The 16,359-nt window shown below is 44.0% G+C and carries 19 protein-coding genes; 1 reads left to right on the top strand and 18 read right to left on the bottom strand.

Annotated features, from left to right (window positions below):
- Nucleotide 1: 1 nt before the first annotated feature.
- The 10 genes from rnhB to KXZ66_RS08545 form a co-directional block, all read right to left on the bottom strand.
- Complete coding sequence (rnhB, locus tag KXZ66_RS08590) at nucleotides 2-769, bottom strand: ribonuclease HII (RefSeq protein ID WP_021479299.1); 768 nt, start codon at nucleotides 767-769, stop codon at nucleotides 2-4.
- A gap of 70 nt (nucleotides 770-839) precedes the next feature.
- Nucleotides 840-1,688: a ribosome biogenesis GTPase YlqF gene (gene ylqF / locus KXZ66_RS08585; protein WP_021479300.1), complete on the bottom strand. Its 849-nt coding sequence runs from the start codon at nucleotides 1,686-1,688 to the stop codon at nucleotides 840-842.
- A 142-nt stretch (nucleotides 1,689-1,830) separates the two neighbouring features.
- Nucleotides 1,831-2,178 carry a 50S ribosomal protein L19 gene (gene rplS / locus KXZ66_RS08580; protein WP_003220825.1) on the bottom strand — a complete coding sequence of 116 codons (348 nt, stop codon included), beginning with the start codon at nucleotides 2,176-2,178 and terminating at the stop codon, nucleotides 1,831-1,833.
- 139 nt (nucleotides 2,179-2,317) lie between these two features.
- Nucleotides 2,318-3,049, bottom strand: coding sequence for a tRNA (guanosine(37)-N1)-methyltransferase TrmD (gene trmD / locus KXZ66_RS08575; protein ID WP_003232011.1), 732 nt, complete (start codon nucleotides 3,047-3,049; stop codon nucleotides 2,318-2,320).
- Nucleotides 3,046-3,570 carry a ribosome maturation factor RimM gene (gene rimM, locus KXZ66_RS08570; protein ID WP_003232013.1) on the bottom strand — a complete coding sequence of 175 codons (525 nt, stop codon included), beginning with the start codon at nucleotides 3,568-3,570 and terminating at the stop codon, nucleotides 3,046-3,048. The genes trmD and rimM overlap by 4 nt, the downstream gene beginning before the upstream one ends.
- A gap of 4 nt (nucleotides 3,571-3,574) precedes the next feature.
- Complete coding sequence (locus KXZ66_RS08565) at nucleotides 3,575-3,961, bottom strand: YlqD family protein (RefSeq protein WP_015715875.1); 387 nt, start codon at nucleotides 3,959-3,961, stop codon at nucleotides 3,575-3,577.
- Nucleotides 3,962-4,082: 121 nt separating this feature from the next.
- Nucleotides 4,083-4,328 carry a KH domain-containing protein gene (locus KXZ66_RS08560; RefSeq protein WP_014476792.1) on the bottom strand — a complete coding sequence of 82 codons (246 nt, stop codon included), beginning with the start codon at nucleotides 4,326-4,328 and terminating at the stop codon, nucleotides 4,083-4,085.
- Nucleotides 4,328-4,600, bottom strand: coding sequence for a 30S ribosomal protein S16 (gene rpsP, locus KXZ66_RS08555; protein WP_003220815.1), 273 nt, complete (start codon nucleotides 4,598-4,600; stop codon nucleotides 4,328-4,330). The genes KXZ66_RS08560 and rpsP overlap by 1 nt, the downstream gene beginning before the upstream one ends.
- 105 nt (nucleotides 4,601-4,705) lie before the next feature.
- The gene (gene ffh / locus KXZ66_RS08550) at nucleotides 4,706-6,046 is read right to left on the bottom strand and encodes a signal recognition particle protein (protein ID WP_014479771.1); all 1,341 of its coding nucleotides are present in this window, start codon (nucleotides 6,044-6,046) and stop codon (nucleotides 4,706-4,708) included.
- A 13-nt stretch (nucleotides 6,047-6,059) separates the two neighbouring features.
- Nucleotides 6,060-6,392, bottom strand: coding sequence for a putative DNA-binding protein (locus tag KXZ66_RS08545; protein ID WP_003238590.1), 333 nt, complete (start codon nucleotides 6,390-6,392; stop codon nucleotides 6,060-6,062).
- A gap of 177 nt (nucleotides 6,393-6,569) precedes the next feature.
- Between KXZ66_RS08545 and KXZ66_RS08540 the strand changes: the two genes are divergently transcribed.
- Nucleotides 6,570-7,055, top strand: a complete 486-nt coding sequence (locus KXZ66_RS08540; RefSeq protein WP_151870246.1) for an Ig-like domain-containing protein — start codon at nucleotides 6,570-6,572, stop codon at nucleotides 7,053-7,055.
- A 35-nt stretch (nucleotides 7,056-7,090) separates the two neighbouring features.
- On the opposite strand, the gene ftsY is transcribed toward KXZ66_RS08540, so the two are convergent.
- From ftsY to fapR, 8 genes are all read right to left on the bottom strand, one after another.
- Nucleotides 7,091-8,080, bottom strand: a complete 990-nt coding sequence (ftsY, locus tag KXZ66_RS08535) for a signal recognition particle-docking protein FtsY (RefSeq protein ID WP_003232026.1) — start codon at nucleotides 8,078-8,080, stop codon at nucleotides 7,091-7,093.
- Between the two features lie 19 nt (nucleotides 8,081-8,099).
- Nucleotides 8,100-11,660, bottom strand: a complete 3,561-nt coding sequence (smc, locus tag KXZ66_RS08530) for a chromosome segregation protein SMC (protein ID WP_049139989.1) — start codon at nucleotides 11,658-11,660, stop codon at nucleotides 8,100-8,102.
- 100 nt (nucleotides 11,661-11,760) lie between these two features.
- Nucleotides 11,761-12,510 (bottom strand): ribonuclease III, encoded by a 750-nt coding sequence (gene rncS / locus KXZ66_RS08525; protein ID WP_003232030.1) that lies wholly within the window; start codon nucleotides 12,508-12,510, stop codon nucleotides 11,761-11,763.
- Between the two features lie 139 nt (nucleotides 12,511-12,649).
- Nucleotides 12,650-12,883: an acyl carrier protein gene (gene acpP, locus KXZ66_RS08520; RefSeq protein WP_003154310.1), complete on the bottom strand. Its 234-nt coding sequence runs from the start codon at nucleotides 12,881-12,883 to the stop codon at nucleotides 12,650-12,652.
- 83 nt (nucleotides 12,884-12,966) lie between these two features.
- Nucleotides 12,967-13,707 (bottom strand): 3-oxoacyl-[acyl-carrier-protein] reductase, encoded by a 741-nt coding sequence (gene fabG, locus KXZ66_RS08515; RefSeq protein WP_014476789.1) that lies wholly within the window; start codon nucleotides 13,705-13,707, stop codon nucleotides 12,967-12,969.
- Nucleotides 13,700-14,653, bottom strand: a complete 954-nt coding sequence (gene fabD / locus KXZ66_RS08510; RefSeq protein ID WP_049139986.1) for an ACP S-malonyltransferase — start codon at nucleotides 14,651-14,653, stop codon at nucleotides 13,700-13,702. The genes fabG and fabD overlap by 8 nt, the downstream gene beginning before the upstream one ends.
- An 18-nt stretch (nucleotides 14,654-14,671) precedes the next feature.
- Nucleotides 14,672-15,673, bottom strand: coding sequence for a phosphate acyltransferase PlsX (gene plsX / locus KXZ66_RS08505; protein ID WP_038828221.1), 1,002 nt, complete (start codon nucleotides 15,671-15,673; stop codon nucleotides 14,672-14,674).
- A 13-nt stretch (nucleotides 15,674-15,686) separates the two neighbouring features.
- Nucleotides 15,687-16,253, bottom strand: coding sequence for a transcription factor FapR (gene fapR, locus KXZ66_RS08500; RefSeq protein WP_003232044.1), 567 nt, complete (start codon nucleotides 16,251-16,253; stop codon nucleotides 15,687-15,689).
- Nucleotides 16,254-16,359: the final 106 nt, after the last annotated feature.

The raw sequence follows: 16,359 nt of genomic DNA, 5'->3' as shown, positions 1-16,359 counted from the left end.
TTTATCTGAAAGATTGAACAGGAGCGAAAGTTTTGCGGTGCAATTCAGTTGGGCCGTATGCAGCGAGAGCTTCCAAATGTTCTTTTGTCCCATAGCCTTTATTTTTTTCAAAGCCGTACATGGGATACGTTTCGGCATAAGCGCTCATCATTCGGTCCCTCGTCACTTTTGCGATACACGCACCTGCCGCAATAGACACGCTTTTGGCATCGCCTTTTATAATTGACGCCTGAGCCGTGTCGAGCGGAAGTGTCATTGCGTCAACAAGCAAATAATCAGGTGTAGCCGACAAATCCTGTATCGCTTTCACCATTGCCATTTTTGAAGCTTCATATATATTGATCTCATCAATCACAGTAGCTTCTACAATTCCTATCCCGACCGCCAGTGCTTCCTTCATAATAAGCTCGTAATATTCCTCGCGTTTTTTCTCTGAAAGCTTTTTGGAGTCTGTCAGCCCAAGTATTTCACATTCCTCTGGAAGGATGACTGCGCTGGCGACAACTGGTCCTGCCAATGGCCCCCGGCCGACCTCGTCAACACCTGCAATCAAGCGAAATCCTTTGTTTCTTGCCAGCCTTTCATAGGAAGTCATATTCACCCATTGTTCTTTCAGCGCTTTTTCTTTCGCTTGCTTTTTAAGCCATTGCTCTACAAGCGTTTGAACGCTTTTTCTCGGGTCGTTTTCGCATTGGGCAATAAATGGGTCTCGTGCATCCTTCACTTCCTGCAAACGGTCTTTAATGTCCTTTACGGTTAATGTATTCACTTTCTCTTCTCCCTTACTGTATGTATCGGTTCAGCCAAGAAAAAATAAAGACCCGCATTTCTGCGCGCCTTTACATCGTCGGCTGTTCAAATGACAGCCTGCCGAACTTTTCAGTGCGAATATCGCGAATGATGACTTCAGTCGTCTTATCATAGTTAATGAGCCCACCGCTCATGAGACAGCCCCGCTTTTCACCTATTGCATCAAACAGCTCGGCAATGTCCTCTGGGATCTCCTCAAGGCCATAACGCTCCTTGAGCCGTTCTGGGTAATGTTCTTCGAGAAAACGAAGACCAAACACGGCCACGTCCTGCAAATTGATAATCGAGTCTTTAATAGCCCCGGTGACTGCCAGTCTCAAACCGACAAGCTCATCCTCAAATTTAGGCCACAAAATTCCCGGTGTATCTAATAGCTCTAATTCTTTCCCAACTTTGACCCACTGTTGAGAGGTCGTAATACCAGGTCTGTCTCCCGTTTTTGCTATGTTTTTCTTTGCAAGCCGGTTGATGAGTGTTGATTTTCCGACGTTTGGAATACCGATAATCAAAGCACGAATCGCTCTCGGCTTCACACCTTTCGCACGCATCCGGTCAAATTTTTCTTGGAGGATCTCTTTTGATGCAGGCACAATTTGATTTAACCCTTGTCCATTTACAGAATTAATAGACAGAGAGCGGATCCCCTGCTTCTCAAAGTGCTCTTTCCACTGCTGTGTAACTGCCGCATCTGCTTTGTCAGCCTTGTTTAACAGCATAATTCGCGGCTTGTTTTTTAGAATATCTTCAATCATTGGGTTTCTTGATGACATTGGAATTCTGGCATCTACCAATTCATATACGATATCGATTAATTTTAATTTTTCGGTTACTTCCCTTCTTGCTTTTGCCATATGGCCCGGGAACCATTGAATTGTCATGTGACACGAACACCGCCTTTATCTTCAGTATGCATGATTCATTGTTGTCCTTTATGTATTTTACGATGCCTGTCCGGCATTTTCAAATTCTGTATAAAAAAAGAGCTTGTTACAGGTAACAAGCTCTTTTCGTTCGTTATCATTATCGTCTGATCTCTTTAATACGAGCCGCTTTTCCGCGAAGTTCACGCAGGTAGTAAAGTTTAGCACGGCGTACTTTACCGTAACGTACAACTTCGATTTTCGCGATTTTTGGTGTGTGTACTGGGAAAGTACGTTCAACGCCAACACCGTAAGAAATCTTACGAACTGTGAACGTTTCGCTGATTCCACCACCACGACGCTTAATCACAACACCTTCAAAGATCTGGATACGCTCACGGTTACCCTCAACAACTTTAACGTGTACACGTAAAGTGTCACCAGGACGGAACGCAGGAAGATCAGTACGAAGCTGTTCTTTTGTGATATCTTCAATTAGTTTTTGCATCGTTTTCAACTCCTTCCAACAGATGCTCTTGGCCACAAAAACCGGCACAGCGGAACATCGTTTTCAAGCTTGCAGCGGATAAGCCCGCTTAAGCCACAAGTAGTATCTTATCACAATTTCATAGCCTATGCAATAAAATCTATTCTTTTTCCCATTCAGAAATCCACTTTCTTTGCTGCTCTGTAAGCGGGTAGTCTTTCAACAGATCCGGACGTCTTAGGTAGGTCCTTCTGATCGATTCTTTATTCCGCCATTCTTCAATTTTTGCATGGTTTCCTGACAAGAGTGTTTCAGGCACTTTTAAACCTTTGTAATCTGCCGGTCTTGTATAATGCGGGTGCTCTAAAAGTCCGGTGCTGAAGGAATCCTCAATATGGGAAGCCTCTTTACCCAGTACACCCGGAAGCAGTCTGACCACACTGTCTGCGATCATCATTGCAGGGAGCTCACCGCCCGTCAGAACAAAGTCGCCAATTGATATTTCATCCGTTACCAAGTGCTCGCGAATGCGTTCATCATAGCCTTCATAGTGGCCGCAAATGAACAGCAAATGCTCTTCCTTTGCTAATTGCTCGGCTTTTTTTTGGGTAAAACGCTCACCTTGCGGGCATACGAGGATAATACGCGGAGCAGCGGCGGCCTTTGATGTCAGGTCCTCGACCGCGTCAAAAACAGGCTGGGGCTTGAGAACCATGCCTGCCCCGCCGCCATAAGGATAATCATCAACAGTATTGTGCTTGTTATCAGAGTACTCCCGGAAATTTACGACTTGAAACTGCACCGCATCTTTTTCCTGGGCTTTTTGAAGAATTGATGAGCCGAGCACGCCTTCAAACATTTCGGGAAACAGCGTCAAAAAGTCGATTTTCATTCGTCTATTAACCCTTCCATGAGTTCAATCTCAATTTTCTTTTCCCTGACATCGATATGTTTAACCACTGATTCAATGTAAGGAATGAGTGCGTCTTTTTTTCCTTTTCGTCCGATGACCCAAACGTCATTGGCTCCAGGCGTCAAAATTTCTTTGACCTTTCCGATGAGTTCGCCTTCTTCAGTAAATACTTCACACCCAATAATTTCGTGGAAATAAAATTCACCCTCATTCAGCTCTCCTAATTCTTCTTCAGGAACTTTAATGATTGCGTTTTTCAGCTCTTCTACTTCATTTAGGTTTTGTCTTTCTTTAAACTGCAGGAGATGAAATTGCTTATGCAGTCTATGTGTGTTTACCGTTACCTCCACTGGTTCGTTACGGCCGTCCATAAACAAATACAGCGTGTTTCCCGGCTTGTATCGTTCTTCGGCAAAATCTGTTTTTGAAATCACCCGCACTTCGCCTTTGATTCCGTGGGTATTTACGATTTTGCCTACGTTAAACCATCGCTTTGTCATATGATCACCTCTGGCGAATTTCAATTACTTTTCCGTCTTTTATGACGATGGTGTTCGCTGCTGTTTTCTCATGCCAGTCATCCCCGGCTTCAATCGTCAGCAGCGCATCGACTTCCTTTTCTTTCAACTCACTGCCAAGCGGCAATGTATGTACTTGGGCAATTTGAAAATCGATGATTTTCATATCATCTTTTCGCTTTTCTATTGCCTTTTTAAATTGTTCTATCATATCAGGGTTTTGCTGTTCTTTCTCATGTTTTCTAAGCTGAAAATAGAGCTGGCTGCATTCTCGTTCAAGCATTTGTTTCTTTTCGGCAAAAGAAGCTAAAAGCTTTTCTTTACTGCGCTCGGTTAAGACTTGCATAACGGCTACACGGTGAATAATTTGCATCGCACCAAGCTCCCCGCTTTTAAAACTTTTACTCGCCCAGGCTTTTCTATTTTGCCTAAGCTTCTATCAGTTTACCCTTTTTTTGCGTGTAAAAAAAGGGGAGGTGCCGGCCCTCTCCCTTTTAGTCAAATATTTCAAATTGAACTTTCTTAGAAGACTGTGCGCCAGCTGCAAATACAGCTGTTCGAATCGCTTTTGCAGTCCGGCCTTGCTTTCCGATAACTTTACCGGTATCTGACTTATGGACAGATAAGCGCAGCGCAATCTTTTGATCGGTTTCTTCTCTTATGACGCGAATGTCATCTGGATGATCAACAAGCGGCGTCACAATGTGGACAATCAAATCTTCCAAGTGTTGATCAGTCATTACTTGCCTTGTTTAGCGTTGTGGAATTTTTCCATGATTCCTTGGCTAGAGAACAAGTTGCGAACTGTATCAGATGGTTTCGCTCCAGTTTGAAGCCATTTAAGAGCAAGCTCTTCGTCAATTTTTACTTCCGCTGGTTTTGCAACCGGGTTGTAAGTTCCGACTGTTTCGATGAAACGGCCGTCACGTGGTGAACGAGAATCTGCTACAACAATACGATAGAAAGGAGATTTTTTTGCTCCCATACGTTTTAAACGAATTTTTACTGCCATTTTACTAGCACCTCCGAAAATATTTCAACAAGATAGTATATTAACAATGATAAAAGTGTTTGTAAAGTGTTTTTTCTTAACAACGGTTTTATCATGTATAACCGATTACATAAAAGGTAGCTTAAACCCTTTTTTCTTGCCTTTTGACATGTTTGTCATCTGCTTCATCATTTTTTTCATTTCATCAAACTGCTTAAGCAGACGGTTGACTTCCTGTACGGATGTCCCGCTTCCTTTTGCAATCCGCTTCCGCCGGCTGGCATTGATAATATCCGGCTGTTCTTTTTCAAGAACAGTCATTGATTTGATGATTGCTTCCACATGATTCAGCTGTTTTTCATCAACTTGGATGTTTTTCAGGCCTTTCATTTTACCTGCACCCGGCATCATTTGCAGAAGCTCATCAAGCGGCCCCATGTTTCTGACTTGCCCGAGCTGCTCCAGAAAATCGTCCAATGTGAAGCTCATCGTTCTCATTTTTTGTTCCAGCTCTTTGGCTTTGTCTTCATCAACGCTGGCCTGTGCTTTTTCAATCAATGTCAGCACGTCGCCCATGCCGAGAATCCTTGATGCCATGCGTTCAGGATGGAACGGCTCTAACGCATCAAGCTTTTCGCCCAAACCTGCGAACTTAATTGGCGTGTTTGTGACAGCGCGAATAGAAAGCGCAGCTCCGCCGCGTGTGTCTCCATCCAGCTTAGTTAACACAACACCGGTTAAACCGAGCTGTTCATTAAAGCTTTTGGCAACATTCACAGCGTCCTGACCGGTCATTGAATCGACAACCAGGAAAATTTCTTCCGGATTCGCGATTTCTTTGACGTTGGTCAGTTCATCCATCAGTTCATGGTCGATATGCAAGCGCCCTGCCGTATCCAAAATGACATAGTCATAATGTTCTTCCTTGGCTTTCTCAATAGCCTGTTTAGCTATTTCTACAGGACTGACCTGATCGCCAAGAGAGAAAACAGGCATATCAAGCTGTTTGCCGAGTGTTTCCAGCTGCTTAATTGCGGCTGGGCGGTAAATATCGGCAGCAACCAGCATCGGTTTGCGATTATGCTTTTTGCGCAGCAGATTCGCAAGCTTACCGCTTGTTGTCGTTTTACCGGCACCTTGGAGACCGACCATCATAATAACAGTCGGCGGCCTTTTTGCGACGGCGATTTTGCTCTCTTCGCCGCCCATCAGCTCAGTCAGTTCCTCTTGAACAACTTTAATGACCTGCTGGCCGGGCGTCAGACTTTTCATGACGTCTTGGCCTACAGCGCGTTCACTTACTTTTTTGACAAAATCTTTGACTACTTTAAAGTTAACGTCAGCCTCAAGCAGCGCAAGGCGAACCTCACGCATCATATCTTTTACATCTTGTTCGCTGACTTTCCCTTTTCCGCGGATTTTAGAAATCGTCTGCTGCAGTCGGTCGGCTAATCCTTCAAATGCCATAGTTTGCCGCCTCCTAATCTAATTTCTCAAGCGCTTCAATCAGAGCTGTAATTTCTTCCTCTTCTTTTGAACCGGAAGCAAGCTCCTTCAGCTTATTAAACATCTCTTTACGCTCCTGAAACTTTTTCAAAAGGAGCAGCTTTTCTTCATATTGTTCAAGCATCGCTTCTGTTCGTTTGATGTTATCATAAACAGCTTGTCTTGAAACCTCATATTCTTCGGCTATTTCGCCTAGGGAGAAATCGTCCAAATAATAAAGCGACATATAGCTCTTCTGTTTTGACGTCAACAACGACTGATAAAAATCAAACAGATAATTCATTCTCGTTGTCTTTTCGAGTGACATTTGAGCTCTCCCCTTTGTTAAGTCAAATCCCTTTACGATAACTTAGTTTACACGGTTTTATTGACACTGTCAAGTTTTTATCTTGTCAAAGCGGTGGTTAACTTTTTCCAAAATACGCTAAATATCATTCAATTTATTCCGATATTGTATATGAACCCTATTTAAAGGAGGATTTTTATGAAAAAAATCGGTTTATTGTTTATGTTATGTCTGGCAGCCCTGTTTACAATAGGTTTTCCGGCACAGCAAGCAGACGCTGCTGATGCACCTTATAAGGCTTCGATCACAAATATCAGCACAGATGGAGGGGTTTACGGTAAAATCAATTACGGACAAGGTCAATATTGGCGAGTCAAGTACAATATTACAGTAAGCGGCAAATTACTCGACCAAAACGGACAGCCAGTGCCAAACGCGCCCGTAAGATTTGAAGCGGACACGAAGGTCGGAAACACAACACAAACTGCTTCAGGAACCACTGATGCAAACGGAACATTTGAGGTTCCAATGTATTTGGGGCCAGCTGCTGGTTACTATACGTATTACACATCTGTTTCCGTTCATTACTATGACATCATCCCATTCAGAGTTTTTTCTGGTGAATCAAGACTGGTATCCACTGATAACAGCCTTTATCATTTCGCCTATCAAGTAAGAAGATAAAAAAGAAAAGGCCCCAAGATGTTGGGGCCTTTTTCTTAATCGTCGGCTTTTTCCACTAAATCTGAAAAGAGTCCGTACACATAGGATTCTGGATCAAATTCCTGGAGATCATCAACTTTTTCTCCTAAACCGACTAGTTTAACCGGAATGTGAAGCTCGTTGCGAATCGCAAGGACGATACCGCCCTTTGCCGTACCGTCAAGCTTCGTTAAAGCAATGCCGGTAACATTTGTTGCTTTAGAGAACTCTTTTGCCTGAGCCATTGCATTTTGGCCGGTCGTGGCATCAAGGGCAAGCAGCACCTCATGCGGAGCTTCAGGAACTTCTCTTTCGATAACACGTTTTACTTTTTCAAGCTCTTTCATGAGATTTACTTTGTTTTGGAGACGCCCTGCCGTATCACAAATTAATACATCGGCATTTCTTGCTTTCGCAGCATGAACAGCATCGTAGATGACAGCTGCCGGATCGCTTCCGGCCGTCTGCTTAATGACAGGCACTCCTGTACGCTCTCCCCATACTTCCAGCTGTTCAATGGCTCCCGCTCTGAAAGTGTCTCCGGCGGCAAGTACGACAGATTTTCCTTCTTGTTTCATTTTATGAGCAAGCTTTCCGATCGTTGTTGTTTTCCCGACACCGTTTACACCTACCAGAAGGATTACGTTTAAACGCCCATCCTGGATGTTCAGTTCTGAAATTTGCTCATCTCCGCTGTTATAAATCTCGACCAGTTTCTCAGAAATCACTGACTGGACTTCCTTTGGATCTTGAATATTTCTGCGTTTGACTTCTTTTTTCAGCTCATCTATTAATTCCATAACGGTTGTAAAACCGACATCCGCGCTGATAAGAACCTCTTCAAGCTCTTCGAAGAAATCCTCATCCACTTTACGGTAACGGGATACAAGATCATTCACTTTGTTTTGAAAGGAGTTTCTTGTTTTTTCAAGGCCATCCTTAAACTTTTCAGATACGGAATCTGTCTGTTTTGTGATTTTCTCTTTTAATTTTTTAAAAAAGCTCATCTTTTAACCTCTTTCCTCGTTACTGAACGAATTCTTTTGTTTCTTCCAGCTTAACGGAGATTACCTTGGAAACACCGGATTCCTGCATGGTTACGCCATAAAGCACATCCGCTTCCTCCATCGTTCCTTTTCTGTGGGTAATCACAATAAACTGGGTATCACTGCTGTATTTTTTTAAATACTGCGCAAACCGGAACACATTCGCTTCGTCGAGCGCAGCCTCTACTTCGTCAAGGACGCAAAACGGCACTGGACGAACCTTTAGGATTGAGAATAAGAGCGCTATAGCAGTAAGCGCACGCTCTCCGCCTGACAGGAGGTTTAAGTTTTGCAGCTTTTTCCCCGGCGGCTGAGCGATAATCTCGACTCCTGAATGAAGCAGATCGTTAGGATCGGTGAGCCTCAGTTCAGCTCGCCCTCCTCCGAATAAGGAGCGGAAAACTTGATCAAAGTGTGAGCGGATTTGGACGAATGTGTCGTTAAAGCGCTTCGTCATTTCTTCATCCATTTCTTCAATCACTTGGAACAAGGTATTTTTCGCTTCTGTTAAATCTTCTTTTTGTTCCGACAGAAACTTGTACCGTTCGTTGACCCTCTCAAACTCATCTATGCTTCCGAGGTTCACGGTACCCAGCTCTTCAATTGCGAGTTTAATCAGCTTCACGCGCTTTCTGGCTTCCTCTGGATCAGTTTCAAGCTGATATTTCTCTTTTGCCCCCTCAAAGGACAAGCTGTATTCCTCCCGTAAGTATTGGAGTAAATTATCAAGCTCGACTTCCATCCGTCCGAGTTTGACTTCTCCGTCTTTTAAGAGCGTTGTTTTTTGTTTATACAGGCGTTTCATTTCTTTCAGCTCACGCTCATACGTATCAAGCCCATGCTGAAGCTTGATGCGCTGATCGCGCCTTAATGCAATCAGTTCGATCGTTTTCGTTTTGTCATTCAATTTATGTTTTGCTGCTTCTTCCAGCTTTTCTTCGCCGCTGGTGCTAGATGACATCTCTGACGTTAAGAAGCTTAAGTCTTCTTTTGCTTCTTTTAACGCAAGCTCTGTTTCAGTGAGCTCTTTCTTTAATCTGGCAAGGTTGTCCTCTTCCCCCTTGCAAGCCTGCTCTTTTTTGGCCGCAGCGATCTTCAGCTCAGTCAGCTCGTTGGAGAGAGACTCTTTCGTTGAGGATTGCGTTTGTTTTTGTTTTGTCAGTCTGTCTATGTCCTCTTCAAGCTGTTTCATCTTTTCAGATACGGCAGAGAGCTCTTCTTCAAGCTTGCGTTTGCGCGCTTTTTTCTCTTCATCGCTTTCAGACAGAGCAGATTTTTCTTGGTCATAGAGCTCTAAATGGGTATTGATATTTTTCTCGGCAACTTGAAGTTCGTACAGCTGGCCTTTCACATCCTGCTGCTTTAACCTTAAGCCTTCCCCGGTTTCTCTTAAGTCAGCCAGTTTTTTCTCCATATCCTGAATGGATTGCTTAAGGGTTTTGACCTCTTGTTCAAGCAGTGCTGTTTTCTCTTCCATTTCAGCGAGCCGTTTCGTCACATCTTCTAGCTCCCGGCTTCTTCCAAGGAGGGAGTTATTTTTCTTTTTAACCGCGCCGCCCGTCATTGAACCACCGGGGTTCACAACATCTCCCTCAAGGGTTACGATGCGGTACCGGTGCCCGAGAAGCTTTGCAAGCTCGTTTGCACCCTTTAAGTCCTCTGTGATCAGAACGGTTCCAAGAAGATTCTGGATGACGCTTCGATACGCAGAATCAAATGTGACAAGTTCACTGGCAACCCCGAGAAATGATGAATGTCGGGCGGCTGTTTCCGCGTCACGGCTTTGAAGCTGGCGGTCTCTAATAACAGAAAGAGGCAGAAACGTCGCCCGGCCGAAGGAATTCTGCTTTAAATATTGAATCGCTTTTCGGGCAGATTGTTCATCGTCGGTCACGACATGCTGAGCAGAAGCGCCGAGCGCTATTTCAATGGCCGTTTCATACTTCTGTTCTGTAGAAATCAGCTCAAGAACCGCTCCGCGAATTCCACCAAGGCGCTCTTTCGCTTTCAGCACTTCTTTAACACCTTGATAAAAGCCGGAAAAATCTCCCTGCATCGTCTCAAGCATGTCCTTTTTTGATCTCGCTTGCTGAACGTATTGGTATGCCTGATACAGAGCGGATTCATTTTTTTCGTATTGGCGCTTTTTCTGCTCATATTTTGTCTGCATATCACGATATGCACCGACTTGACTGTGAATCTCCTGCTCAATTCGGGCAAATTCCGTTTCACATGCGGCTTTACGCGCAGAAATATCACGCCGTTCCTGCAGGTGCTTTTCATTGTTGTCCGCGAGTCTTTGCAATGTGACAGCGGATTGGGACATCTGGTCATCAAGAAGCTGGAGTTCGTTGCGTAGCGAAGCCTGGCTGTTTAACAGCTCAAAATAATCACTTTTCAGCTGCTCGATTTTCTCTTCGACATTTTCATTGTGAAGACTGAGAGCCTGCTGTTTTTCTTTTACTTGCGCCCTTAACTGCTTCACCTCAGCCTGAAGCGTTTCGAAGACAGCTTCCTGCTTCGAAAGCTCTTCTTTCAGAACCGTTTCTTTTTGCTGAAACTGAACGATGGCTTCTTCAAGCTGTTCTTGGTTTTGCACAGCGTTTTTCTTTCGTTCTTTCAGGACTTCTTTACGGCCTTCAAGCTTTTCCAGCTCCTCACTAGTTACCAGTAAAACTTGCTGGAGCTCATCTACTGACTCATCAAGCGCTTGTATTTTGTCCCTTGTATCCTCAATCTTTGCTTCTTTCGCAGAAATAGCAGACGATTCAGCAAGCTCTTCTTCTTTTGCCATCTGCACTTTCTCTTTAAGAGTCGACCATTTACCATGCAGCTCTTCGATATCATAGGCAGTCAGCGCAATTTCAACATGCTCCAGCTCTTTCTTTTTCTCAAGGTAGTCTTTCGCTATTGAAGCTTGAATTTTAAGAGGTTCAACCTGTCCTTCAAGCTCATGTAATATATCTTCTACCCGATTTAGATTGTCCTGTGTCTCAAACAGTTTATTTTCTGCTTTTTTCTTTCTCGTTTTATATTTAAGCACCCCGGCCGCTTCTTCAAAGATACTGCGGCGATCCTCCGCTTTGCTGCTCAGGATCTCTTCCACTTTCCCTTGGCTGATAATAGAAAATGCTTCTTTACCAAGCCCAGAGTCCATAAATAAATCAATAATATCTTTCAAGCGGCATGGCTGATTGTTAATCAGAAACTCACTCTCACCTGATCTGTACACACGTCTTGTGACACTCACCTCGTGGAAGTCAATTGGCAAGAAATGATCATCATTATCAAGAGTAAGCGTAACTTCAGCTAGATTTAATCGCTTTCTTGAATCACTCCCGGCAAAAATAATGTCCTCCATTTTTCCGCCGCGAAGAGAGCGTGCCGATTGTTCGCCGAGAACCCAGCGAATGGCATCCGTGATGTTGCTTTTTCCGCTTCCGTTCGGCCCGACAACCGCTGTCACGCCTTTAACGAAGTCTACGGAAATCCGTTCTGCAAATGATTTAAATCCTATAACGTCTAAACGTTTGAGGAACATAGCGATCCTCCTTATGTAATAAGTATTTCAATTCTATCATAAACATTGGTGAAATAAGACGGCATACATACTGAAATCCCCCTGAGTCATAAGGGGGATTTTATTGTTTCGTATGGTGTTTTTGCAATTTAGCTAAAGCTTCCTGAGCAGCGTGCTGTTCGGCTTCTTTCTTTGAACGGCCGTTTCCGACTCCGAGTGGTTCACCTTTTAGAGATACGATGGCTTCAAATTCACGGTTGTGCGCAGGTCCTTTTTCGTTAGAGATTTTATACTCCAGAGAGCCTTTGCCGTCCCGCTGCACGTATTCCTGCAGCTGGCTTTTGAAATCCATCACATGAGAAAAAGCACCATCGTTAATTTTAGGGAACACATAAACTTTTAAGAAACTTTCGACCGGCTCTAATCCTTGGTCAAGGTACAAGGCTCCGATAAATGCCTCAAAAACATCCGCCAATAGAGCAGGACGCTTTCTTCCGCCTGTCATTTCCTCGCCTTTACCCAACAGGACAAGATCGCCGAATGACAGCTCGTGAGCCAATGAAACGAGAGACGGTTCGCAAACAATTGCGGCTCTCAATTTCGTCAAATCTCCTTCACTCATAGCCGGGTATTTGGCAAATAAGAATCTGGAGATCGTCAGTTCCAAAACAGCGTCACCTAAAAATTCAAGCCTTTCATTATCTTCATACGGCTTTTTCCGATGCTCATTCACATAAGATGAATGTGTAAATGCTTGATACAAAAGCTTTTCATTTTGAAAGTGAACCGAAATCCGTTCTTGAAACTCTTTAAATTGTTCTACTTTTTTATAGAACTTTTTTTTATCTTTATAATGTGAGTGTTTTGACATAGTAACCTCCATAGGCACATCAGGTTCACCGCGCTTCTCTGACTAAACCGGATACAGCGCGCGTAAAAGCGGCATGCTGTAATAACTGCACGAATAAAGGGCTAAAGCCCCGCGTTTCGGCGGGACTTTTAGCATCAGCTTATTGCTGGTTTTGTATGTAGTTCACAGCGTCGCCGACTGTTGCAATCTTTTCAGCATCTTCGTCAGAAATCTCCATATCAAACTCGTCTTCAAGTTCCATAACAAGCTCAACTACATCTAGGGAATCAGCACCTAAGTCTTCCTTGAAAGAAGCTTCAAGTTTGACGTCTGCTTCATCAACGCCAAGGCGATCTACGATGATTTTCGTTACACGCTCTAATGTGTCTGCCATAGCAATTCACCTCCCCTCAAGTATTATAGTGGATTCGTTTTTAAAAAACTAGAGAAACTATGATGAAATTTTCGAGAAAAAACTTACATCACCATTCCGCCGTCAATATGAAGCGTTTGGCCTGTCATATAACGGGCTCCCTCTGAAGCTAGGAACGTGACAACACTGCTGACATCGCTAGGTTCACCAAAGCGCGCGAGCGGAATTTGTTTCAGCATTTCGTCTTGAACGTCTTTTGCAAGTTTATCTGTCATATCAGTTGAGATAAATCCTGGCGCTATTGCGTTTACCGTAATATTTCGGCTGGCGAGCTCTTTAGCAGAAGACTTGGTTAAACCGATGACGCCGGCTTTTGCAGCCACGTAGTTGGCCTGTCCAGGATTTCCGCTGACGCCGACGATAGACGATACGTTAATAATGCGGCCTGAACGCTGTTTCATCATTTGTCTTGTAACAGCTTTTGTGCAGTTGAAAACACCCTTCAGGTTAATGTTAATAACGTCATCCCATTCGTCTTCTTTCATTCTCATGATGAGATTGTCTCTTGTAATCCCGGCATTATTAACCAGAATGTCAATCGTAGAAAAAACTGATAGCGTTTCTTTTATCATGTTTTGTACATCTTCGGGATTTGATACATCCGCTTTGACAGCAATTGCGTTTCTGCCCATTGATTTGATTTCATCTACCACTTCATTTGCTTTCGCTTCATTGCCGGAGTAGTTCACGACAACATTGGCGCCGCTTTTTGCCAGATCAAGGGCGATTGAGCGGCCGATTCCGCGGGATGCGCCCGTGACAATAGCCGTTTTATCATTAAGCATTATCATTCTCCTCCTTAAGCGTTTGAATTGCCAGCTCGATCGTTTCCGGATCTGATACAGCAATTGTTTTTAACCGTCTATTTACTTTTTTCACAAGGCCTGAAAGCACTTTTCCGGGACCGATTTCAATAAAAGTCGTAACACCCTCTGCGATCAGCTTGTTAATGCTTTCCTCAAAACGAACCGGAGAGTAAAGCTGCTCAATAAGTTTTTCTTTGATATCTGCTTTTTCAGTCATCACGTCAGCAGAAACATTTGAGATGACCGGAACGTCAGCGTCTTTTATGTCACAGGCGTCCAATACCTCTTTCAGCTTTTCAGCAGCCGGTTTCATCAGTTCGGAATGGAACGGACCGCTTACTTCAAGCGGAATTGCGCGTTTTGCTCCGTTCTCTTTTGCCAGTTCAGATGCAAGCTCAACCCCTTTAGCTGTTCCGGAAATGACGATTTGGCCAGGACAGTTGAGATTCGCAAGCTGTACAAGGTTGCCTTCCTCTGTGACTTTATCGGTTACTTGCTTTAATGCTTCAGCATCCATGCCGAGAATCGCAGCCATTGCTCCTTCGCCAGCCGGCACCGCTTCATTCATAAACTCTCCGCGTTTTCTGACGGTATAAACAGCATCTTTGAAAGACAGAGCGCCAGCCGCAACCAGTGCAGAATATTCACCAAGGCTGTGTCCTGCTGTGAAATCAGGTGTAATGCCAGATTCTTTAAATTTCTCAAGAACAGCGATGCTTGTCGTAAGCAAAGCAGGCTGCGCATTGTATGTAAGTGTTAATTCTTCAGCAGCCCCCTCAAAAATAAGCGAGCTGAGTTTTGTTTCCAACGTTTCATCAGCTTTATCAAACAGACGCTTTGCAGCAGGCACCTGCTCATAAAGCTCTTTTCCCATGCCGATAAATTGTGATCCCTGACCCGGGAATAAAAATGCAATCTTACTCATGATGTAAAAACCTCCAGACTACTCATCTGTTTTTTCTTCTTTCACTTCTTCCTGAATGAGCGCAGCCACATTTTGGCTGACCATCTCTCTTGCTTGCCGAATCGCATGGAATACAGCATTTGAATCTGAAGAGCCGTGCGCCTTGATCACAGGCGCTTTTAAGCCAAAAAGACTTGCTCCGCCATAATTCGAATACTCCATTTTCATTTTCATTTCTTTCAATTTTGGCTTCAGCACAGCTGCTGCAAGCTTGGATGTCAAAGTAGACGTCATTACGTCTCTCATCATTTTAAAAATAGACAACGCAGAGCCTTCCAGCGTTTTGAGTGTAACATTCCCGGTAAAGCCGTCTGTTACTACAACGTCCGCCACATCATCTAAAAGGTCTCGCGCTTCCACGTTTCCGATAAAATTGATGTTTGCTGTTTCTTTTAAAATTTGAAACGTCTGCTTCGTCAGTTCGTTTCCTTTTTTATCTTCTGTTCCGACATTTAAAAGTCCGACTCTCGGTGAAGTGACACCGCGCACTTGCTGAGAATAAACAGAACCCATGATGGCATATTGAACGAGGTGCTCCGGTTTTGCATCGACATTGGCGCCGACATCAAGGAGAAGAAATCCGTCTCCCGAAACAGTCGGAAGTGTCGGGGCAAGCGCCGGACGGTCAATTCCTTTAATTCTTCCGACAATAAAGAGACCGGCTGTCATTAATGCACCGGTATTTCCTGCTGAAATGCAGGCGTCAGCTCTGTTTTCCGAAACCTCCTGCGCCATAAGAACCATAGATGAGTTCTTTTTTCTTCGCACGGCACGGACCGGTTCATCCGTAGGCTCAATCACTTCATCTGCGTGCAGCACCGTGATGCGATCTGATGTAGTTGTTAAATGTGATTCTATCGTTGTTTTGTCACCGACAAGTGTGATATGGAGATCATCATATGCCTCTATACCTTTTATAACTCCGTCAATAACAGCTTTGGGAGCGTGGTCTCCTCCCATTGCATCTACAGCTATTCTCATGCATGCTCCACCTTTATGAATGTTTTGAACGATACATGTCAAAGCGTCCAGAAAAAACAATTTCTTCGCCAACGTAGCTGTTCACTTCGACAACCGTTCTACCTTTTTCTTTTTCGACAGCCGTCACTTTCGCTTTTGCTACGACACGTTCACCCTGCTTTACCTGTCTTGTAAAGCGGATGTCTGCACTTGCAGTCAGCGCCAGCTCGTCATCAATGACTGCAACGGCCAAAGAATTCGCCTGTGCAAATAAATGGTGTCCTCTCGCAATCTGATTCCGGCTGAACACGTGCTCCTGTTTTATTTCTAAAATGGATATCGCCTGATCATCCAGCTCAAGGTCAATAATTTCTCCGATAACTTCATCAAGTGACAGGGACTTCACTTCGTCCTCAAGTGTTTTCTCTGCCACGTTCTTAATTCTTTCTCTCAGTTCAGGTATGGAAAGCTCTAAGCGGTCCAAACGTATCGTCTGGATGCTCACCCCGAATTTACCCGCTAATTCTTCATCTGTAATAAAGGGGGTTGCTTGAATCGTCTGCTGAAGTAATTCCTGGCGTTCTCTCTTATTTCTTCTCATATCTAAACACCATCCGGACAATTAAGACTAGGTACTAATAGTAGTATATAATTTCATAGATTGGAATGCAACGATTGTTTCTGGCTGAACACCAAAAACTTCTGAT

Source organism: Bacillus sp. LJBS17 (assembly GCF_019334685.1).
Taxonomy (GTDB): domain Bacteria; phylum Bacillota; class Bacilli; order Bacillales; family Bacillaceae; genus Bacillus; species Bacillus subtilis.
The sequence above is the reverse complement of the archived record's forward strand: the minus strand, read 5'-3'. Positions and strand labels throughout refer to the sequence as shown.

What these genes read in the sequence shown, in the direction of transcription:
- ylqF (WP_021479300.1), bottom strand. Translation starts at nt 1,688, where the DNA reads ATGACAATTCAATGGTTCCCGGGCCATATGGCAAAAGCAAGAAGGGAA.
- rplS (WP_003220825.1), bottom strand. Translation starts at nt 2,178, where the DNA reads ATGCAAAAACTAATTGAAGATATCACAAAAGAACAGCTTCGTACTGAT.
- trmD (WP_003232011.1), bottom strand. Translation starts at nt 3,049, where the DNA reads ATGAAAATCGACTTTTTGACGCTGTTTCCCGAAATGTTTGAAGGCGTG.
- rimM (WP_003232013.1), bottom strand. Translation starts at nt 3,570, where the DNA reads ATGACAAAGCGATGGTTTAACGTAGGCAAAATCGTAAATACCCACGGA.
- KXZ66_RS08565 (WP_015715875.1), bottom strand. Translation starts at nt 3,961, where the DNA reads ATGCAAATTATTCACCGTGTAGCCGTTATGCAAGTCTTAACCGAGCGC.
- KXZ66_RS08560 (WP_014476792.1), bottom strand. Translation starts at nt 4,328, where the DNA reads ATGACTGATCAACACTTGGAAGATTTGATTGTCCACATTGTGACGCCG.
- rpsP (WP_003220815.1), bottom strand. Translation starts at nt 4,600, where the DNA reads ATGGCAGTAAAAATTCGTTTAAAACGTATGGGAGCAAAAAAATCTCCT.
- ffh (WP_014479771.1), bottom strand. Translation starts at nt 6,046, where the DNA reads ATGGCATTTGAAGGATTAGCCGACCGACTGCAGCAGACGATTTCTAAA.
- KXZ66_RS08545 (WP_003238590.1), bottom strand. Translation starts at nt 6,392, where the DNA reads ATGTCACTCGAAAAGACAACGAGAATGAATTATCTGTTTGATTTTTAT.
- KXZ66_RS08540 (WP_151870246.1), top strand. Translation starts at nt 6,570, where the DNA reads ATGAAAAAAATCGGTTTATTGTTTATGTTATGTCTGGCAGCCCTGTTT.
- ftsY (WP_003232026.1), bottom strand. Translation starts at nt 8,080, where the DNA reads ATGAGCTTTTTTAAAAAATTAAAAGAGAAAATCACAAAACAGACAGAT.
- smc (WP_049139989.1), bottom strand. Translation starts at nt 11,660, where the DNA reads ATGTTCCTCAAACGTTTAGACGTTATAGGATTTAAATCATTTGCAGAA.
- rncS (WP_003232030.1), bottom strand. Translation starts at nt 12,510, where the DNA reads ATGTCAAAACACTCACATTATAAAGATAAAAAAAAGTTCTATAAAAAA.
- acpP (WP_003154310.1), bottom strand. Translation starts at nt 12,883, where the DNA reads ATGGCAGACACATTAGAGCGTGTAACGAAAATCATCGTAGATCGCCTT.
- fabG (WP_014476789.1), bottom strand. Translation starts at nt 13,707, where the DNA reads ATGCTTAATGATAAAACGGCTATTGTCACGGGCGCATCCCGCGGAATC.
- fabD (WP_049139986.1), bottom strand. Translation starts at nt 14,653, where the DNA reads ATGAGTAAGATTGCATTTTTATTCCCGGGTCAGGGATCACAATTTATC.
- plsX (WP_038828221.1), bottom strand. Translation starts at nt 15,673, where the DNA reads ATGAGAATAGCTGTAGATGCAATGGGAGGAGACCACGCTCCCAAAGCT.
- fapR (WP_003232044.1), bottom strand. Translation starts at nt 16,253, where the DNA reads ATGAGAAGAAATAAGAGAGAACGCCAGGAATTACTTCAGCAGACGATT.